The 17725-nt window shown below is 69.7% G+C and carries 16 protein-coding genes, 3 pseudogenes and 1 riboswitch; of the genes and pseudogenes, 10 read left to right on the top strand and 9 right to left on the bottom strand.

Translation table 11 applies throughout. The features are described from left to right. Window positions 1-123: 123 nt before the first annotated feature. A complete protein-coding gene (locus tag G6N23_RS18165) occupies window positions 124-1887 on the top strand; it encodes an MFS transporter (RefSeq protein WP_085260776.1) in 1764 nt (587 codons plus the stop codon). A gap of 136 nt (window positions 1888-2023) precedes the next feature. Then, window positions 2024-2207, top strand: a riboswitch (M-box (ykoK) riboswitch). Between the two features lie 229 nt (window positions 2208-2436). Further along, the gene (locus G6N23_RS18160; protein WP_085260777.1) at window positions 2437-2631 is read left to right on the top strand and encodes an Rv1535 family protein; all 195 of its coding nucleotides are present in this window, start codon (window positions 2437-2439) and stop codon (window positions 2629-2631) included. 19 nt (window positions 2632-2650) lie between these two features. On the opposite strand, the gene G6N23_RS18155 is transcribed toward G6N23_RS18160, so the two are convergent. From G6N23_RS18155 to G6N23_RS18130, 6 genes and pseudogenes are all read right to left on the bottom strand, one after another. Further along, the gene (locus tag G6N23_RS18155) at window positions 2651-2926 is read right to left on the bottom strand and encodes a hypothetical protein (protein ID WP_085260778.1); all 276 of its coding nucleotides are present in this window, start codon (window positions 2924-2926) and stop codon (window positions 2651-2653) included. 36 nt (window positions 2927-2962) lie between these two features. Further along, window positions 2963-7380, bottom strand: a pseudogene (locus G6N23_RS18150) (HAD-IC family P-type ATPase); the annotation flags it as partial. A 46-nt stretch (window positions 7381-7426) separates the two neighbouring features. Beyond that, a complete protein-coding gene (locus G6N23_RS18145) occupies window positions 7427-7921 on the bottom strand; it encodes a hypothetical protein (RefSeq protein WP_085260780.1) in 495 nt (164 codons plus the stop codon). An 89-nt stretch (window positions 7922-8010) separates the two neighbouring features. Further along, complete coding sequence (locus tag G6N23_RS18140) at window positions 8011-8832, bottom strand: exodeoxyribonuclease III (RefSeq protein WP_085260914.1); 822 nt, start codon at window positions 8830-8832, stop codon at window positions 8011-8013. Between the two features lie 47 nt (window positions 8833-8879). Further along, complete coding sequence (locus tag G6N23_RS18135; RefSeq protein ID WP_085260781.1) at window positions 8880-9803, bottom strand: N-acetylglutamate synthase, CG3035 family; 924 nt, start codon at window positions 9801-9803, stop codon at window positions 8880-8882. Continuing rightward, complete coding sequence (locus tag G6N23_RS18130; RefSeq protein WP_085260782.1) at window positions 9803-10396, bottom strand: peptide deformylase; 594 nt, start codon at window positions 10394-10396, stop codon at window positions 9803-9805. Before G6N23_RS18130 ends, G6N23_RS18135 begins: the two co-directional genes overlap by 1 nt. A gap of 399 nt (window positions 10397-10795) precedes the next feature. Here G6N23_RS18130 and G6N23_RS18125 point away from each other — a divergent pair, with 399 nt between their 5' ends. The 5 genes from G6N23_RS18125 to G6N23_RS18105 all read left to right on the top strand — a co-directional run bounded on the left by G6N23_RS18125 (window position 10796) and on the right by G6N23_RS18105 (window position 14156). Further along, complete coding sequence (locus tag G6N23_RS18125) at window positions 10796-11104, top strand: nucleoid-associated protein NapA (protein WP_013827346.1); 309 nt, start codon at window positions 10796-10798, stop codon at window positions 11102-11104. Between the two features lie 76 nt (window positions 11105-11180). Continuing rightward, window positions 11181-11651, top strand: a complete 471-nt coding sequence (locus G6N23_RS18120) for a LytR C-terminal domain-containing protein (protein WP_085260783.1) — start codon at window positions 11181-11183, stop codon at window positions 11649-11651. A 9-nt stretch (window positions 11652-11660) separates the two neighbouring features. Beyond that, a complete protein-coding gene (gene sodC, locus G6N23_RS18115; RefSeq protein ID WP_085260784.1) occupies window positions 11661-12371 on the top strand; it encodes a superoxide dismutase[Cu-Zn] in 711 nt (236 codons plus the stop codon). Between the two features lie 4 nt (window positions 12372-12375). Next, window positions 12376-13518, top strand: coding sequence for a glutamate--cysteine ligase (locus G6N23_RS18110; RefSeq protein WP_085260785.1), 1143 nt, complete (start codon window positions 12376-12378; stop codon window positions 13516-13518). Further along, window positions 13518-14156: an LON peptidase substrate-binding domain-containing protein gene (locus tag G6N23_RS18105; RefSeq protein WP_085260786.1), complete on the top strand. Its 639-nt coding sequence runs from the start codon at window positions 13518-13520 to the stop codon at window positions 14154-14156. The genes G6N23_RS18110 and G6N23_RS18105 overlap by 1 nt, the downstream gene beginning before the upstream one ends. A 7-nt stretch (window positions 14157-14163) precedes the next feature. Here G6N23_RS18105 and G6N23_RS18100 read toward each other — a convergent pair. Together G6N23_RS18100 and G6N23_RS18095 are read right to left on the bottom strand one after the other, a co-directional pair. After that, a pseudogene (locus G6N23_RS18100) lies at window positions 14164-14277 on the bottom strand (SDR family oxidoreductase); the annotation flags it as partial. Between the two features lie 66 nt (window positions 14278-14343). Then, entirely contained in the window at window positions 14344-14940 is a 597-nt protein-coding gene (locus G6N23_RS18095) for a TetR/AcrR family transcriptional regulator (RefSeq protein ID WP_085260787.1), read from the bottom strand. 130 nt (window positions 14941-15070) lie between these two features. Between G6N23_RS18095 and G6N23_RS18090 the strand changes: the two genes are divergently transcribed. After that, window positions 15071-16351 carry a cytochrome P450 gene (locus G6N23_RS18090; RefSeq protein ID WP_085260915.1) on the top strand — a complete coding sequence of 427 codons (1281 nt, stop codon included), beginning with the start codon at window positions 15071-15073 and terminating at the stop codon, window positions 16349-16351. Window positions 16352-16367: 16 nt separating this feature from the next. Here the strand turns inward: G6N23_RS18090 and G6N23_RS18085 are convergent, their stop codons facing one another. After that, a complete protein-coding gene (locus tag G6N23_RS18085; RefSeq protein ID WP_085260788.1) occupies window positions 16368-16880 on the bottom strand; it encodes a nitroreductase/quinone reductase family protein in 513 nt (170 codons plus the stop codon). A 44-nt stretch (window positions 16881-16924) separates the two neighbouring features. Between G6N23_RS18085 and G6N23_RS22635 the strand changes: the two are divergent. Then, window positions 16925-17287 (top strand): annotated as a pseudogene (locus tag G6N23_RS22635) (bleomycin resistance protein); the annotation flags it as partial. Further along, window positions 17261-17725 (top strand): SRPBCC family protein, encoded by a 465-nt coding sequence (locus tag G6N23_RS21610; RefSeq protein WP_197701542.1) that lies wholly within the window; start codon window positions 17261-17263, stop codon window positions 17723-17725. The pseudogene G6N23_RS22635 and the gene G6N23_RS21610, both read left to right, overlap by 27 nt.

Raw genomic sequence — 17725 nt, 5'->3', positions numbered from 1 at the left:
CGCTATCGCAGCGCGGCAGCCGATGTAAGGCGCTGACATGGCTGCGAGCGCCGCAGATTAGGCATCCGATCCTTTGCATAGCTAATATATGTGCCTTGGCTTAGAGAAGATGCGGGTGAATCGATGACGGCGCAGATCGACCGGGCAAATGTCGATCCCGGCGCGGTCGCCACCACCGCCCGCCGGTTGCGCTACGACCGCCACCACCCGCGCTACAAGTGGATCGCGCTGTCCAACACCACGCTGGGCGTGCTGCTGGCCACCATCAACGGCTCGATCGTGCTGATCTCGTTGCCGGCGATCTTCCGTGGCATCGGCCTGAACCCCCTGGACCCGGCGAACGTCAGCTACTTGCTGTGGATGCTGATGGGCTACCTGCTGGTGTCGGCGGTGCTGGTGGTGTTCTTCGGCCGGCTCGGCGACATGTTCGGCCGGGTGCGCATCTACAACTGGGGCTTCGTGGTGTTCACGATCGCGGCGATCGCGCTGTCGATCGACCCGTTCGACCACGCCGCCGGCGCCCAATGGCTGATCGCCTGGCGCGTGGTGCAAGGGGTCGGCGGGGCGATGCTGTTCGCCTCGTCGTCGGCGATCCTCACCGATGCCTTCCCGGCCAATCAGCGCGGCATGGCGTTGGGCGTCAACCAGGTGGCGGCGGTCGCGGGGTCCTTCGTCGGCCTGCTGATCGGCGGGTTGCTCTCGGAATGGGATTGGCGGGCGGTGTTCTGGGTGGGGGTGCCGATCGGGGTGCTGGGCACCCTCTGGTCGGTGCGCTCACTACACGAACTCGGTGAGCGGGCACCGGCCAAGCTGGACTGGGCCGGCACCGTGACACTGGCGCTGGGCCTGACCTTGCTGCTGACCGCGATCACCTACAGCATTCAGCCGCACGGCAATTCGCCGACCAGCTGGGCCAGCCCGGCGGTGCTGGGCTCGCTGGCTCTCGGGGTGGCGCTGCTCGTGCTCTTCTGTGTCATCGAACTGCGGGTGGCCGCGCCGCTGCTCGATGTGCGGCTGTTCCTGATCCCGGCGTTCGGCATGGCCAACGTGGCGGGCCTGATGTCGGCGATCGGGCGTGGCGGCCTGCAGTTCATGCTGATCATCTGGCTACAGGGCATCTGGTTGCCGTTGCACGGGTACAGCTTCGAATCCACCCCACTGTGGTCGGGGATCTACCTGCTGCCGATGACGGCCGGCTTTCTGCTGGCCGGGCCGGTGGCCGGATCGTTGTCGGACCGGCACGGCGCCCGGCCGTTCGCTGTCGGCGGCATGGCACTGATGGCCGCGACGTTCGTCGCGCTGGTGCTGCTCCCGGTCGATTTCGACTACCGGGTGTTCGCGGCGCTGGTGTTCCTCAACGGGCTGGGCGGCGGGATCTTCACCGCGCCCAACAGCGCCGTGGTCATGTCGAGCGTTCCGGCCGACCAGCGCGGGGCGGCGTCGGGCGTGCGAGCCACCTTCTTCAACGCCGGCACCTCGCTGTCGATCGGCGTCTTCTTCTCGCTGATGGTGATCGGCCTGGCCAACACCCTGCCGGCCGCGATGGGCACCGGGCTGCAGGAGCAGGGGGTGTCGGCCGCGGTGGCCGATCAGGTGGCCGGGACGCCGCCGGTGGGCAGCTTGTTCGCGGCGTTCCTGGGCTACAACCCGATCGCCGAACTGCTGGCGCCCTCCGGAGCACTGCACCAGCCCGGGGTCGATGCTCAGGCGCTGACCGGACACACCTTCTTTCCGCAGCTGATCTCCGGGCCGTTCCACACCGGGTTGGCGGTGGTGTTCGCCGCCGCCGCGGTGATGATGGTGCTCGGCGCGCTGACCTCCTGGGTGTCGCCGGGGCGCTACGCCGGTGAGCCGGTACGCCTGTCCGACAGCGACCGCCAGGGCTGATTGCTGTTACCCAAGTGACTGGTGTGACAACGCCTCGGATCCCCGAGTCGGGGCATTCGGGCACGTCAGGTGCCCCCGACACGCCCGGAAAGCGCGGAGTTGACCGCGGCCTGCCCGTCATGCACTATGGAGCACGCAAGCACCTCGTTAGGTGAGGCGTCTGCACGGATACAGGCCACTGACCCCGAACGTCGAAAGACGCCCCGGGTCAGGACAGCTCCTCCCGGCTTAAGGGTTGAGCCCAAGTGGCTTCCTACCGCGTCAGTAACGCGGGCAGGACACGCCGTGCAGTGCCGAAGCTCTGACGAGAGGGGTGCGGTCTTCCGACAGTCGTCGGAGCTGCCTCCGAAGCATGCGGTGAAACCGGCACGCTCACGCGTGCCCGCGACCGAGAGGAGGTGAGGGACGAATGAGTTCCGGCGATAGTCCGAGCCGATATCTGACGTCAGTTCCGTCCCCATCCGAACGGTCGCGCACTGCCTCCAGCTGAGCCATACCCCTGGACTCCCCGCTGGGCGCGTAGCGCCGTTACGCGACTAGGAGGCCATCATGGTTGCAATCGCTTACACCGACATCCCGGCGCCGGCCCCGCGTGCCGCCAGCACGGCGAAGAAGCAGGACCCCCGACGGGGCGCGCCTGCCTCGGACCCCGTCGTCGACATGACCACCCGGCTGCTCAGCGGTCCCCTGCACCAGATGTATGCACTCCTGTGGCGGGTCGGGGTGCTCAGCGTCGACAACTGAGGAGGCGGCCCGACGTCTGCTAGACGTCTTCTAGGGCCTCGCCGAGTTGCTCGAGTACCTCGCTGCGGTGGTTGTTGGCCAGAATGTGGCCGGCAGCCACCGCAACGGCGACCGGCCAGTCGATGATCTCGAACGCCGCCAGCAGCGCCAGCCCCCCGTAGTAGGCCAGCTGCTCGGGACGCGGCACCGTCACCTTGCCCACCAGGGGTAACTCGACGGCGAAACCCTCGGCGTCGCGGATGTGGGCCACCGCTTCCCGCTGAGAGGTGGTGCGCCGCGGCTTGTCCGCCATCATGAGCCTCCTGGTGGCGACGGGTCGCCGGATGATCGGGCCGCGGCCGTTCCGCGACGAGAGCCGGTGTCCCCATTGTGCACAAGCCGCAGGTGCGGCGTGGGGTGGCCGTCGGCCATCGGGGTGCCGTCGGGCCGGCGCGGGCCCGGGACCATGAACTGGGTGGGCTTGTCCGCGGCGTCCTGCACACCGGACAGCAGCCTGGGCACCACGGCGGCACCGACGGTGGCCACCGCCGCCGTACCCAGCGCCTGGGCCCAGCCCAGCGGGCCCAGCGGCGTGCAGCCCAGCAGCTGACTGACGCCGGGAATGGTGATCAGCGTTCCCATCGCGCCAAGCGAGCCGACGGCGGTCGCCACCACCAGCGGGTCGTGCGAGTCGAGCAGGGTCTGGCCCAGCTGGGTGGCGACCAGCGACACCAATGCCACTGTGGAGGCACGCTGTTGACGGCCGGTCACCGATGCCAGCGCCCAGGCGCCCACCGCGGCCGATGCGGTCGTCACCCCGCGGACGGCCACCGTGCGCCACAGCGCGCGCTCGTCGGGGCCGTGCCCGCCGTTGGTAGCTGCCTCGTTGAGCGAACTGACCGCCAGCGCGGTGGCCGGCAGCGCGTCGGTCAGCATGTTCACCAGCAGCAGCTGGCGGGCGTTCAGCGGTGAGCGCCCGGTGAGTGCGCTGCCGATGATCGCGAACGCCACCTCGCCGGCGTTGCCGCCCAACAGCACCGCCACCGCCGCCTGCACCCGCTGCCACAGCTCGCGGCCCTCGTCCAAGGCGTCGAGCAGGGTATGGATCCGCCCGTCGAGCAGCACCACGTCGGCGGCGGTGCTGGCCGCGTCGCTGCCGTGTGCGACCACCGCGATCCCCACGGTGGCGGCCCGGATGGCCGCGGCGTCGTTGGCGCCGTCGCCGACCATCGCCGACACCTTGCCGGTGCGTTCCAGGGTCTGCACGATCTGCACCTTGTTCTCCGGTGACATCCGGGCGAACAGCACCCGCTCGGCCACCGCACGCTCCTGGCCCTTGCGCGACAACGCATCCCACTCCGCGCCGCTGATCACCTGATCGTTGGTGACCTCCAGGCCCAGCTCCCGGGCGATCGCGGTGGCCGTCAGCGGGTGGTCGCCGGTGATGAGCCGCACCGGGATGCGGCGGCGGTCCAAGTCGGCGAGCAGGTCGGCGGCCTCGTCGCGCGGAGTGTCGGACAGGCCCAGCAGGCCGACGAATGTCAGGCCCTCGTTGCAGAACTCGGAGATCTCGTCGGGTTCGGGATCGTCACCGAGCGATGCCACCTGTTCGGGGGTCAGGTCACGGCGGGCGACCGCGATCACCCGCAAGCCGTTGGCGGCCAGCGCCGCCACCGCCTGCTTGACGGCCGGGCCCGCGCCGGTGCACGCCAGCACCACCTCCGGGGCGCCCTTGAGGGTGAGTTCGGTTCCGAGCACCGAGGCCGAGAACTGGCGCCCGGAACGGAACGGCAGGTGCGCGGCGAGACCATTGGGTGCGCCTGCGACCCCTGCCCTGGAGGCGCCCTCGATGATGGCGGTGTCGGTGGCGTGCGTCTGGCGGTTGCCGTTGGACGCCGGGGCCGCGGTCGCCGCGTAGCGCAGCACGTCGTCGTCGGTGAACCCCTCCGCCGGATGCACCTGAGTCACTCGGAGCCGGTTCTTGCTCAGTGTTCCGGTCTTGTCGAAGCAGACCACGTCGACCCGGCCCAGAGCCTCGACCGAACGCGGAACCCGCACCAGTACACCGGCTTTGGTCAGTCTGCGAGCCGACGCCTGCTGTGACAGGGTGGCCACCAGCGGCAGCCCCTCGGGGATCGCGGCCACGCTCACCGCGATGCCGCTGGCCACCGCCTGACGCAACCCGATCCGGCGCGCCATACCGAGCCCGGTCACCAGCGCACCGCCGGCCAGGCTTATCCGCCATGCCTTGCTGGTGAGCAGGCTCAGCTGGTGCTGCAACCCGATCTCGGACTGATCGCCGGCCACCAGGTCGGCGGCCCGGCGTCCGTGGGTGTCGCCGCCGGTCGCGGTCACCAGCACCACCGCGGTTCCGGTCACCACGGTGGTGCCGGCGTAGACCATGCACTCCCGGTCGGCCAGCTCCGCGCCCGGGGTGGCCTCGACCTGTTTGACCACCGTCAACGACTCACCGGTCAACGACGACTCGTCGACTTCCAGGTCGATCGCCTCGATCAGGCGTCCGTCGGCGGGCACCACCTCGTGCGGCTGCACCTCGATCACATCGCCGGGGCGCAGCTCCTCGGCGTCGACCTCGCGGTGGCTGCCGTCGGGAAGCACCTTGCGTGCCGGCGGGACCTGTTCGTTCAGCAGCACATTGAGCCGACGCTCGGCCACCAGCCGCTGCGCGGCGGCCAGCATCGCGTTGCCGCTCACCACCGAACCGACCAGCATCGCGTCGACCGGTGAGCCCAGCACTGCGCTGGCCGCGGCCCCCAGGGCCAGCACCGGTGTGATCGGGTCGGACAGTTCACTGCGCACGGCCTGGGCGAACTGCCAGAACAAGCGGGGTGGGGCGGTGCGCTGCGCGCCGCGGCGGGCCAACTCGACTGCTGCCAGCGCGGCCGCCGCCGCGGGAGCGTGGTGGGCCTCGGCGGGGATCTCCAGGTCGGGTGGCGGAAGCACCGCGCGGACCTGGTCGACCGACATGGCGTGCCACTCGTGCACCGCCGCGGGCCGAGGCGCCGCTGCGTCCACGGCACGCCGGGCCAGCCAGTAGCCGGACAGGGCGCCGGCCGCCGCGCCGGTGGTCACCGGGCCGGGCCCGCGGCCACGCACCCCGGGCAGCATCAGCAACGCACCCAACGTCGAAGCGCCGGTGGCGATCTCCACGCCGCGCCGGCTGGCGGAGCGGGCCGCCGGCAGTGCGTGCAGCACTCGCCACGCCGCGGCCAGATCGGTCAGCAACACATCCGAGCACCACGGCGGGCAGCCCTGCTCCGGCAGGACGCCCAGCGCCACGTCGGCGGCCGCAAGTGCCCCGACGGCGGCCGTCGACAGCACGGCGACGTCGTGACCGTCGGCTTGGTAGGCGATCACCGCGGCGGTCAGCGCCTCATCGACCGAGGCCCCGTCCAGCGGACGGATGTCATCGAAGATCGGCCGCAGCTCGCCGAGCGCCTCGGTCTCGACCGAGACCACTTCGACGTCGGCGTGCCTTGCTTCGGTCACCACCGCGGCGGCCAGCGGCAGCAGCGCGGGCTGGAACGACGCCTGCACGCCGGCGCGCGAACCGACCCGATGCCAGCCGGGTGTGAGTCCGGGGTCGCTGAGGCGGGCTTGGGCCTGCGCCCACACGGCCCGAAGCTCGTCGTCGTCGGCGCCGCGCACCTGCATCACCCGCAGGCCTTCGCCGCACAGCACCCGCGGGTCGATGATCACCGTGTCGATCCGGTCGAGCTCGCGCAGGCTGCAAGGCCGCAGCACAACCGCGCCGTGCCGGTCGGCCAGACCGCGGCCCAGGGTCGCGGCGAACGACTCGCGCGCGGTGCGGGTGCCCTTCGGCGCGGCCACCGCCGCGGCGGTACCGGCCAGGTCGGGACTGCGGGTCGCGGCGCCGATCACTCCGGCGCCCAGCGCCTGTGCCCAGGCGCTGCGGGTCAGGTGCCGTTCGACCGGACCGGGCGGCCGAGGTGCCGGTCGTGGCGGGATGGCCACCGGCGGGTGGTCGGCGTAGTCGGCGAGTTCGGGCTCGCGGCGGCGCCAGGCCCGCGCCGCGGCGCGTTCCTCGCCGGCGCGCATCGCCTCCATCGACAAGTCCACCGCCAGCGCGGTGGGTGCCTGGTTGAGCGTGTGCACACCCGCGCCGGCCAGCGATAACAGCGCGTCGGTCGCCTGTTTGCCGAGGCGTTCCTCGAGTAGCCGGCGCACTCGCGGCTGGTAGTCGACGACGATGACCCCGGCTTCCAGGCCCAGCGGTAGGACGGGCAACCGCAACAGCCGCCCGACGGTCGCCAAACCCAAGCCGGCGACGTTCGCGCCGACCGTCAACGCGCGCAGCGTCTGCGTCATGCCGTCGCCGGGCAGGGCGGCCGGCGGGCGGACGGGGGTGGCCGGCCGACGGTACTGGTTCTCGGTGTCGGCGACGACCCGGCAGAGCTCGCGCAACGACACCACGTCGGTGGCCGCCGAGTCCAGGCCGACGACCAGGCGTGACAACGGGTGGTTCAACCGAACCGCGGTGACCCCGGGTAGTGCCCGCGCCGCGGTGAGGACGGCGGTCGCGAGCTCGGCTCCGGCCGCACCGTCAAGGCCGCGTACCTCGACCCAGGCCCGCTGCTCGCCGCGGAAGCACCGTCGGGACAGCGACCACCCGGTCTCGCTGGTGTGACGGGCCGGCCGGGTGGCCAGGTCGGCCAGCCCCGTCGCGGTCTGCACCGATGCGTCGACCAACGCGGAGGTGAGTTGGACACCGAAACTCGCCGCACGCAGCGGAAGAGAGTGCCTGATGGCACGGCCTAAATCCACTCGGGCCCGATCAGTGGCGCGCGCGAGCGCTGCTGCCGCTGCGCGACTGCCGTGCTGTGGTCTTCTTGGCCTGCGGGCTGCGCCGCGTGGCCGAGGAACCCGCCGGCTTGCTCGACTTCACCGACTTCAACGGCCGTGCCGCCGCGGTCGGAGCCTTGGCCGAAGTCTTGGCCGGCGCCTTCGCCTGGGCCGCTTGGGGCGCCTTGCCGTTCTCGGACCGCCCGTTGAGCTGCTTGAGCACCAGCGCGGTGCCGCCGACGGCCACCAGCAGCGGCCATTCGACCAGCCCGGTGACGCCGAGGGCGCCCAAGGTCAGTGCCGCTGCGGGGGTTGAGTGACTGCCGGTGCTCAGCCCGCGTTGCGCACCGCTGGCCGCACCCTTCAGTCCGCCGATCACTCCGTTGAGTGCGGCCCCGCCGATCGCGCCGGCCGCCTCGGTGGTCATGGTCGCCGCGCGGGTTGCCGCCCCGGCCACCTTCCGAACCGTCCCTGCGACGGCGTTCATGGGTATTCCCTGCCCTTCAAATGAGCAAATCGGTTAACCCAATCCATCCTATGCGCATTTCGGCGAGCCCCGCGGAATCCACAAGGAATTCATATAACTGGGGGCGTCCGGCTCGACTGGATGTCCACCAGCACCGGCGCGTGATCGCTGGGCGACTTGCCCTTGCGTTCGTCGCGGACGATCTCGGCGTGCGAGACCCGGGTCGCCAGTGCGGGAGAACCCAGGATGAAATCGATGCGCATGCCCTGCTTCTTGGGGAACCGCAACTGCGTGTAATCCCAATAGGTGTAGACGCCGGGGCCGGGTGTGAACGGCCGGACCACGTCGAGGAACCGGGCCTCGGTCAGCGCGCGGAATGCCCTGCGCTCCGGCTCGGAGACGTGCGTCGCCCCGTCGAAGAACTCCATGCTCCACACATCGTCGTCCTGCGGGGCGATGTTCCAGTCGCCGACCAGCGCGATCGGCGCCGACGGGTCGTCGACCAACCAGCCTTCTGCAGTATCGCGCAGTGCGGCAAGCCATTCCAACTTGTAGGTGTAGTGCGGGTCGTTCAGTGCCCGGCCGTTGGGCACATACAGGCTCCACACCCGCACCCCGCCGCAGGTGGCGCCCAGCGCTCGTGCCTCCACCGCCGGGTCGGCATCCGGCTTGGCCCAGACCGGCTGGCCCGGGAAGCCGACCTCGATGTCGTCGAGTCCGACCCGGGAGGCGATCGCCACCCCGTTCCACTGGTTGTGGCCGACGTGGGCGACCTCGTAGCCCAATTCGTGAAACGGCAGCGTGGGGAACTGCGCGTCGGTGCACTTGGTCTCCTGCATGGCCAGCACGTCGACCTCGGAGCGGGCCAGCCACTCGGTCACCCGGCCGACCCGGGTGCGGATGGAGTTGACGTTCCAGGTGGCCAGTCGCAACGCAGTCACGCCAGCCACCCTAGATCGTGGCGGCGGACCGCTACGAGCTACAGCAGCCGCGCGTCGAGGTAGCGGGTGCGGTGCTGGCCGGCGAATCCGATCGCCTCGAAGAAGCCGAACGCGATCGCCCCGTCGGGCGAGCCGCCGGGCACCTGCGCGTAGCCGCGGGTGGCGCCGCGGTCGAACCCCCAGGCCTGCAACGCCGCACAGATCGTCCGGCCGTGGCCCTGGCGGCGCCGTTCGGCGGCCACCCGCAGCGCCGACAGACCCAACCAGCGGGTCCCGTCCGGGGCTTCGGTGAGCGCGGCGCGCCCGACCCCGACCCCCGGGATCGAGGCGAACACCACCTCGCCGCCGACGACCGCGGTCAGCACGTCGACCGGCTCGGCGCCGCCCGACGCCAGCCAGTCGGCGTCGGGTTCCCCGGCCAGCAGCACATCGCCGCCGGGCTCTCCGGCGGGCAACTCGCGCACCAGGGTGCGGGTCTCATACCGCGCGGGGATGTCCTCGGGTAACCGCAGCAGCCGTTCCGGTACCGCCAGGCACGGCGGCAGGTCCCGCTGCGCATACCAGGCGATGATCGCCGGGAGAGTGTTGGTGTGCGCGAACATGTCCAGGGGAACAGCGGAATTGGCTTCCAACCCGGCGCCGGGCCCGGCCCGCATCATCCAGCCGTCGAGCCACTGGTGTTCGCTGCCCGGCCAGGCCAGGGCGGCGGCGTGCTCGACGGATCGGATCGCCGAGTTCTTCACCGGCCGATCGGTCAGCCGCCGCACATAGAGCACGTCGGCGTGCCGGCAATCATGGATCACCCCGTCCGATGAGCGGACCCGCACCAGCGGCCCGGTCTGCACCAGATGCCCCACCACGTCGCCCATCGGCGGTTCGGAGCCGGGCGGACGCAGATAACGCAGGCTCACCCGGGCACCGACCTCGGGCAGTTCCGGGGGCAGTTCCGGGCGCCGGCTCATCAGTGGCCGAACGGGTCGGGCACGTCACCCGGCATCCAGGACAGGCCCGGTACCCCCCAGCCGTTGGATCTCACCGTCCGCTTCGCCGCGCGGGCATGCCTGCCCACCAGCATGTCCAGATAGAGCAGCCCGTCGAGGTGTCCGGTCTCGTGCTGCAGCATCCGGGCGAACAACCCGGTGCCCTCCAGCGTGACCGGGTTGCTGTCCGCGTCCAGGCCGGTGACCCGAGCCCACTGGGCCCGGCCGGTGGGAAACGATTCGCCGGGCACCGACAGACAGCCCTCGTCATCGTTGTCCGGGTCGGGCATGGTCTCGGGGCGCTCGGAGGTCTCCAGCACCGGGTTGACCACCACGCCGCGGCGCCGGGTGGTCGCGCGGCGGTCGTCGGCGCAGTCGTAGACGAAGACCCGCAACCCCACGCCGATCTGGTTGGCGGCCAAACCGACGCCGTTGGCGGCATCCATGGTCTGGTACATCGTGTCGATCAGCTCACCGAGGTCGGCGGGCAGCGAGCCGTCTTCGGCGACGGGGACCGGACTGGTCGGGGTGTGCAGGACGGGATCGCCCACAATGCGGATGGGTACGACGGCCATGACCGAAAAGCTTAGGTGGGCGGTTTAGCGAGGCTCGACGGAGGAGAGGCGAAGCTGGAACCGCCGGGGTGGTGGGCGGTTTAGCGAGGCTCGACGGAGGAGAGGCGAAGCTGGAACCGCCGGGGTGGTGGGCGGGTTAGCGAGGCTCGACGGAGGAGAGGCGAAGCTGGAACCGCCGGGGTGGTGGGCGGTTTAGCGAGGCTCGACGGAGGAGAGGCGAAGCTGGAACCGCCGGGTTGGTGTGCTGCCATCGGCCCAGTGCAGCGGCCACGGCGACTCGCGGGACCGGCTCCCGGTTCAACACCGCCTGCCGTGATTGAATATTCGCTCAGGACACGCCGCCGAAAAACGCAATGAACGTTCAACCAAAGTACTTTCCGGAAGGGTCCAGGAAACGATATGGACGGCGCCATGGCGCAAGCGAATCGCTCAGGGGACGATTCGGAGCCCACCGACGGCCTGAGCCGTCGCGAACACGACATCCTGTCCTTCGAACGGGACTGGTGGAAGTACGCCGGCGCCAAGGAAGAGGCCATCAAGGAGCGGTTCTCGCTGTCGGCGACCCGCTACTACCAGGTGCTCAACGCACTCGTCGACCGGCCCGAGGCACTGGCCGCCGACCCGATGCTGGTCAAACGGCTACGCAGGCTGCGGTCCAGTCGTCAGAAGGCGCGCGCGGCCCGGCGTCTCGGTTTCGATATCACCTGAATCACCTGAATCAGCTGGAACCGTTGATAGCTGGGCGTTTATCGCTTATGGCCTGCTCCTGGATACAGTGGGCGCAATGAGCGAACACGTTCCCGACTCCTCCAGGCTCCCGCTGCGGGCCATGGTGATGGTGCTGCTGTTTCTGGGCACCATCTTTCTGCTGGTCGGGTTCCAGGCGCTCGGCTCGTCGGGTGACGACGACAACACGAACAGTTCGCCGTCGTCGAAACCGATGACCACCAGCTCGGCGGTGGCCAAGCCCGAGCATCCCGCCCACAAGTCCGATGTGCGGGTCTACAACATCTCCGAGCAGGCCGGACTGGCCGGGCACACCGCGGACCAGCTGCGGGAAGCCGGCTGGAACGTGACCGACGTCGGGAACCTCGAGCTGCCCGAGGTCACCGAGACCACCGTCTACTTCAGCGACGCCCAGGGCGAGCACGACTCGGCCACGGCCGTGGCCGACGTGCTGCACGCTGCGGTGGAGCCGCGCATCCCCGACGTAGCCGAGCAGCCGCCAGGCGTCATCGTGGTGGTCGCGGGTTAAGCTCCTCGCATGGTCACAGGTCACCGCAGAGTTCTCGCCGTCGCTGTCTTCGCCACCCCGGTTGTGCTGTTGGCGGCGTGCAGCCCCCCCAACGAGCAGCCTTCGGACGCGCCGGGCACCACGCCGGCGATCTGGACCGGATCACCGGCGCCGTCGGGCGTGGACCATGAGCCGGGCGGGTCGGGCCCCTCGGACACCCTGGTCGCGCACCTGACGACCCCGGACGGCGGCCAGGTCGCCACCGCGACGTTCGAGTTCAGCAAGGCCGGCGGCAAGGAATTCGCCACGATCACCGTGCAGACCACCAGCCCCGGCGTGTTGACACCGGGCTTCCACGGCATGCACATCCACAGCGTGGGCAAGTGCGAAGCCGACTCGGTGCCGCCCGGCGGCGGGGCACCCGGTGCCTTCCTGTCGGCCGGCGGCCACTTCCAGGCTCCCGGTCACAGCGAGCACCCGCAGAGCGGCGACCTGACCTCGCTGCAGGTGCGCTCCGACGGCAGCGCGCTGCTGGTGACCACCACCGACGCGTTCACCCGCGACGAGCTGCTGGCAGGTGAGAAGACGGCCATCATCATCCACGCCGACGACGACAACTTCGCCAACATCCCGGCGGACCGCTACACCCAGGTCAACGGCACCCCCGGCCCGGACCAGACCACGCTGACCACCGGAGACGCCGGCAAGCGGGTTGCGTGTGGTGTCATCGGCACCGGATAACCCGTTGCACAGCTGGGCTTCCTCGCGGTCTGAAGCCCGGATCGAGTTCGCGCACTGCGCCCGGCCCACCCTCGGGGTGGAATGGGAGTTCGCCCTGGTCGACGCGGAGACCCGCGACCTGAGCAACGAAGCCAGTGCCGTGCTCGCCGAAATCGGCGAGAACCCGCGGGTGCACAACGAATTGCTGCGCAACACCGTTGAACTCGTCACAGGCATCTGTGCCGATACCGGTGAGGCGATGGACGACCTGCGCCAGACGCTGGCCGCCACCCAGCCGATCGTGCACGACCGGGGGATGGAACTGTTCGGCGCCGGCACCCACCCGTTCGCGCAGTGGTCGGCGCAGAAGCTGACCGATGCGCCGCGCTACGCCGAGCTGATCAAACGCACCCAGTGGTGGGGCCGGCAGATGATGATCTGGGGCGTGCACGTGCACGTCGGCATCTCCTCGGCCCGCAAGGTGATGCCGATCATCTCCTCGCTGCTCAACTACTACCCGCACCTGCTGGCGCTCTCGGCGTCGTCGCCGTGGTGGGCCGGCGAGGACACCGGCTACGCCAGTAACCGGGCGATGATGTTCCAGCAGCTGCCCACCGCGGGGCTACCGTTCCAGTTCCAGACCTGGGCGGAGTTCGAAGGTTTCGTCTACGACCAGAAGAAGACCGGGATCATCGACCACACCAACGAGATCCGTTGGGACATCAGGCCGTCCCCGCACCTGGGCACCATCGAGGTGCGGGTCTGCGACGGGGTGTCCAATCTTCGCGAGTTAAGCGCCCTGGTAGCACTGACCCATTGCCTGATCGTCGATCTGGACCGGCGGCTGGACGCCGACCAGTTCCTCCCCACCATGCCGCCGTGGCACGTGCAGGAGAACAAGTGGCGCGCGGCCCGTTACGGCCTGGACGCGGAGATCATTCTCGACTCCGACAGCAACGAGCGATTGGTCACCGAGGACATCGACGAACTGCTCAACCGGCTGGAGCCGATGGCCGCGCGACTGCACTGCGCCGACGAGCTGGCGTCCGTCGCCGACATCTACCGAACGGGTGCGTCATACCAGCGCCAGCGCCGAGTCGCCGAGGAACACGACGGCGACCTGCGCGCGGTCGTCGATGCGCTGGTCGCCGAACTGGATATCGCCTGATGGAACTGCCGATGTTCCCGCTGGAATGGGTGTTGCTGCCCGGCGAGGAACTGTCGCTGCGGATCTTCGAGTTGCGCTACACGGTGATGGTCGGTGACCTGGTGCGCAGTGGCGACCCCCGGTTCGGGGTGGTGCTGATCGCCCGCGGCCGCGAGGTGGGCGGGGGCGAGCAGCGCAACGACGTCGGCGCGATGGCCGCTATCACGCAGTGCACCGAGCTCGGTGGCGGCCGTTACGCGTTGCGCTGTCTGACCGGGGAGCGGATCCGGGTCCAAGAGTGGCTGCCCGACGATCCGTATCCGCGGGCGATCGTCGAGGAATGGCCCGATGAGCCGGCAGAACCGGTGAGCGACAGCCAGTTCCGCGAATTGGAAGACCGTATCGTCACACTCCACAAGCGGATGGCGATGGCCCGGCGCCGGTGGGTCGTGCCGGGGCGCAACACGATGCTGGGTGGTCGCCGGTTGCGCTCGCTGGAACCGGTGCAGCGGCTGTATTCGCTGGCCTGCCGGGTCCCGATGGGGGAGGCCGACCGCTACGCGGTGCTGGCGGCGCCCTCGTTGTCCGACCGGCTGACCGCGGTGCACGAGGCCATCGAGACGGTTTCGGCCCGAGTCGAATTCGAGCTGCCCCACTGACGCCGGTTCACTTCAGCATGCTGCCCGCGTCGACGGTGAGCAGAAGCCCGGTGACGTAGCGGGATTCGTCTGAGGCCAAGAACAGCACGGCGTTGCTGATGTCCACCGGTTCCACCCACCCCGTCTGGTGTTGGTCGATCGATCAGCACCGCTGGCACCGACGAGCCTGGTTGTCAACCGTCGGGTGTCAGGAGGCGGGGGCCGGGGGGACCGCCAGCCGATTGAGCTGACGCTCGACGAGCATGCGCAGCTCGTCGTGGCCACGGGTGACGCCGACGGCGTCTTCGTTGCACAGGCTGCGGGCGATCTGGGCGATCAGCATGGCGACCGCGACGGGGGGACATTCCTCGAGGTCGACGCCGTTGGCGCGCAACGCCACCGTGACGGCCGCGGTCTCGATGTCGCGTACCCGTTCGGCGTAGGCCTTGAGCTCGCTCCGAATCGCCTTGCGATGGTTGGCCAGCGCCATGAACTCGGTGTTCAGGCTGGTCACCCGGGCGTCACTGTTGATCGTCCACAGCGCCCGGAGCGGATCGTCGTCGGTGAGGGCGGCGCGCATCCGCTCCAGCGCGACGTCGGCCCCGGCACGCAGCACCTCGACGAACAGGTCATCCATGGTGGGGAAGTAGTAGTAGACCAGGGCCTGCTTCACCCCGGCCTCGGCGGCCACGCGCCGCGAGGTCGCCGCGGCATAGCCTTCGTCGCGCATGAGCCGGGCCGTCGCTTCGATCAGCCGTCGCCGGGTGGCGCTGTCGGTCGATTTGGCCTTGCGCGGCGCCGTCATTCAGGACATCCCGGCGCTGCGATTGCTTGACCACCCGTCGCCGCACATGGTAGGCATGACGCATTCTAGCAATTTGATCGGTCGATCAGCGCGACGCGGTCGTGGCACGAGTGAAAGGGCGCATCGCGTGGTGACGGATCTCGCGGCGCTGGACTACTTCTCCGACCCGGGGATAACCCAGAACCCCTACCCCTATTACGAATACCTGCGCGGATGCGGACCCGTCTTCGCCGAGCCGCACCACGGCGTCGTCGCCGTCACCGGCTACGACGAGGTGCACGCCGCGTTCAAAGACCACGACTCGTTCTCGGCGGTCAACGCCATCGGCGGTCCCTTCCCGCCGTTGCCCTTCGAGCCCGAGGGCGACGACATCACCGAGCAGATCGAGGCGCACCGGCACCAGTTTCCCATCTTCGAGCACGTGGTCGTCCAGGATCCGCCGGCACACGAACGGACCCGGGCGCTGCTGGGGCGCATCCTGACTCCGGTCCGGCTCAAGGAGAACGAGGAGTTCATCTGGCGGCTGGCCGACCTGCAGCTCGACGAGTTCATCGCTGACGGCCGGTGCGAATTCCTCATGGACTACGCCAAACCATTCGCGACACTGGCGATCGCCGACCTGCTCGGGGTTCCCGACGATGACCGCGCCGAATTCCGCCGGGCGCTGGGGGCCGGCGCACGCCCGGGTGCCCGCGTCGGTGCTCTGGACGGAGAACCGGTGGGGCTCAACCCGTTGGAGTACCTCGACGACAGATTCGACGGCTACATCTCCGATCGGCGTAACAACCCCCGGGCCGATGTGCTGACCATGCTCGCCGAGGCGACCTACCCCGATGGGTCGATCCCGGAAGTGAGGGAGGTGGTGCGTCCGGCGACCTTCCTGTTCGGCGCGGGCCAGGAGACCGTGACCAAGCTGCTGGGGACCATGGTGCAGGTCCTCGCGGAGCACCCCGAGTTGCAGGAGAGGCTGCGCGAGAACCGCGACCTGATCCCGCGCTTCATCGAGGAATCGCTGCGGATCCAGAGCCCGACGAAGATCGACTTCCGGCTGACACGCAAGTCCACCACGTTGGCCGGTGTGCCGATCAAGGCGGGCACGGTGCTCATGCTCTGCCTGGGTGCGGCCAACCGGGACCCGCGCAAGTTCGAAAACCCCGACGAATTCAACCTGGACCGCAAGAACGTTCGCGAACACATCGCCTTCGGCCGCGGTATCCACACCTGCCCCGGCGCGCCGCTGGTCCGGGTCGAAGGCCGGATCACCGCCAATCGGATGCTGGACCGGATGCGCGACATCAGGATCAGTGAGGCCCACCACGGCCCGGCCGACCAGCGGCACTTCGACTATGAGCCGACGTTTCTGCTGCGCGGCCTGACCGCGCTGCACATCGAGTTCACCCCGGTCGGTTAGCCTCGGATCCCGGCGGTCAGCGTCTGGTCAGCGCGAACACCTTGATCTGGCGATCGGCCCGGTGCCGGTAGGTGTCGTAGTTGTTGATGTAGTCGACGAATCTCTGGTAGGCCCGGTCGCGCTCCTCGCCGATGACCTCGGTGGCAAGCACCGGAATCTCCTTGCCGCCCATCGTGACCCAGGCATTCGGGTCGGAGACGAGATTCAACACCCAAGCGGGATGGTGCTGCTGTCCGAAGTTGCTGCCCACCAGCAACAGCCGGTCGCCATCCCGCATATAGCTCAGCGGGATCTGCCGGCGCTGACCGGACTTGCGGCCGGTCGTGGTGAGCAGCAGCAACGGGACCGCCATCGGCCCGAAGATGGTGAGCCGACCGTCGCTGCGGTCGAGCAGCCAGCGGTCCAGCGGAGTGAACTGGCGGATCAGCCAGGCGCCGGGTTTCGATCCGGCGACCGCCCCGATCGCGCGCCTCGCCAGCGGTCCGGGGTCGCGGCCCCACCGCACGTCGGGAAAAGGGTTGTCGGTCATGCCCAGATCCTGCCATCCCGGCGGGTGCGTGTGAGACTGGCGTCATGCCGGAGATCGTCTTCACCGCCGTCGCCCCCGTCATCCCGGTACGAGATCTCGATGCCGCCCTGGACCGCTATCGCCGGCTCGGATTCACCGCCCGCGCCCACCCCGGGCCGGCCCGGTACGGGTTCGCCGAGCGCGGCCCGGTGGCACTGCATCTGACCGAGTGGGCGGAGCACGATCCGCTGCGCACCGCGGCCAGCGTGTACCTCTACGTCGACGACGCCGACGCGCTCTACGCGCAGTGGACGGCAACGGGAGTCCAGGGCCGGTTCATCGAACCGGCCGACACCGACTATCGGCTCCGGGAGTTCGCGTACGTCGATCCCGAGGGCACCCTGCACCGCGTCGGCTCGCCCGTTGCGGCCAGGGTCGTCAGCGCCGGCCGGGACATCGCTGCGCCGGCCGAGCGGATCTTCGAGTTGATCGCCGATCCGGCTCAACAGCCGCGCTGGGACGGCAACGACAACCTGGCCGAGGCGAAACCCGGACAGCGGGTCCGCGCCGCCGGCGACACCTTCACCACGATGCTGACCCTGGGCTCCCTTCGGGAGAACCACGTGGTGGAGTTCGAGGAAGGGCGCCGGATCGCCTGGCTACCGGCCGAACCCGGCCGGCAGCCGCCGGGGCACCTGTGGCGGTGGGACCTCGAACCGCTGGACCAGACCCACACCCGTGTCACCCACACCTACGACTGGTCGGCACTGTCGGACCCGAAACGTCTCGAGCGCGCCAGGGCCACCACCGCCGACAACCTCGCTGCGTCGCTGACCCGGTTGGCCGCGCTGGTCGAGGGGTCTTGA

It is taken from the genome of Mycolicibacter terrae, from assembly GCF_010727125.1.
Lineage (GTDB): Bacteria > Actinomycetota > Actinomycetes > Mycobacteriales > Mycobacteriaceae > Mycobacterium > Mycobacterium terrae.
This window is presented reverse-complemented; position numbering and strand designations above follow the sequence as displayed.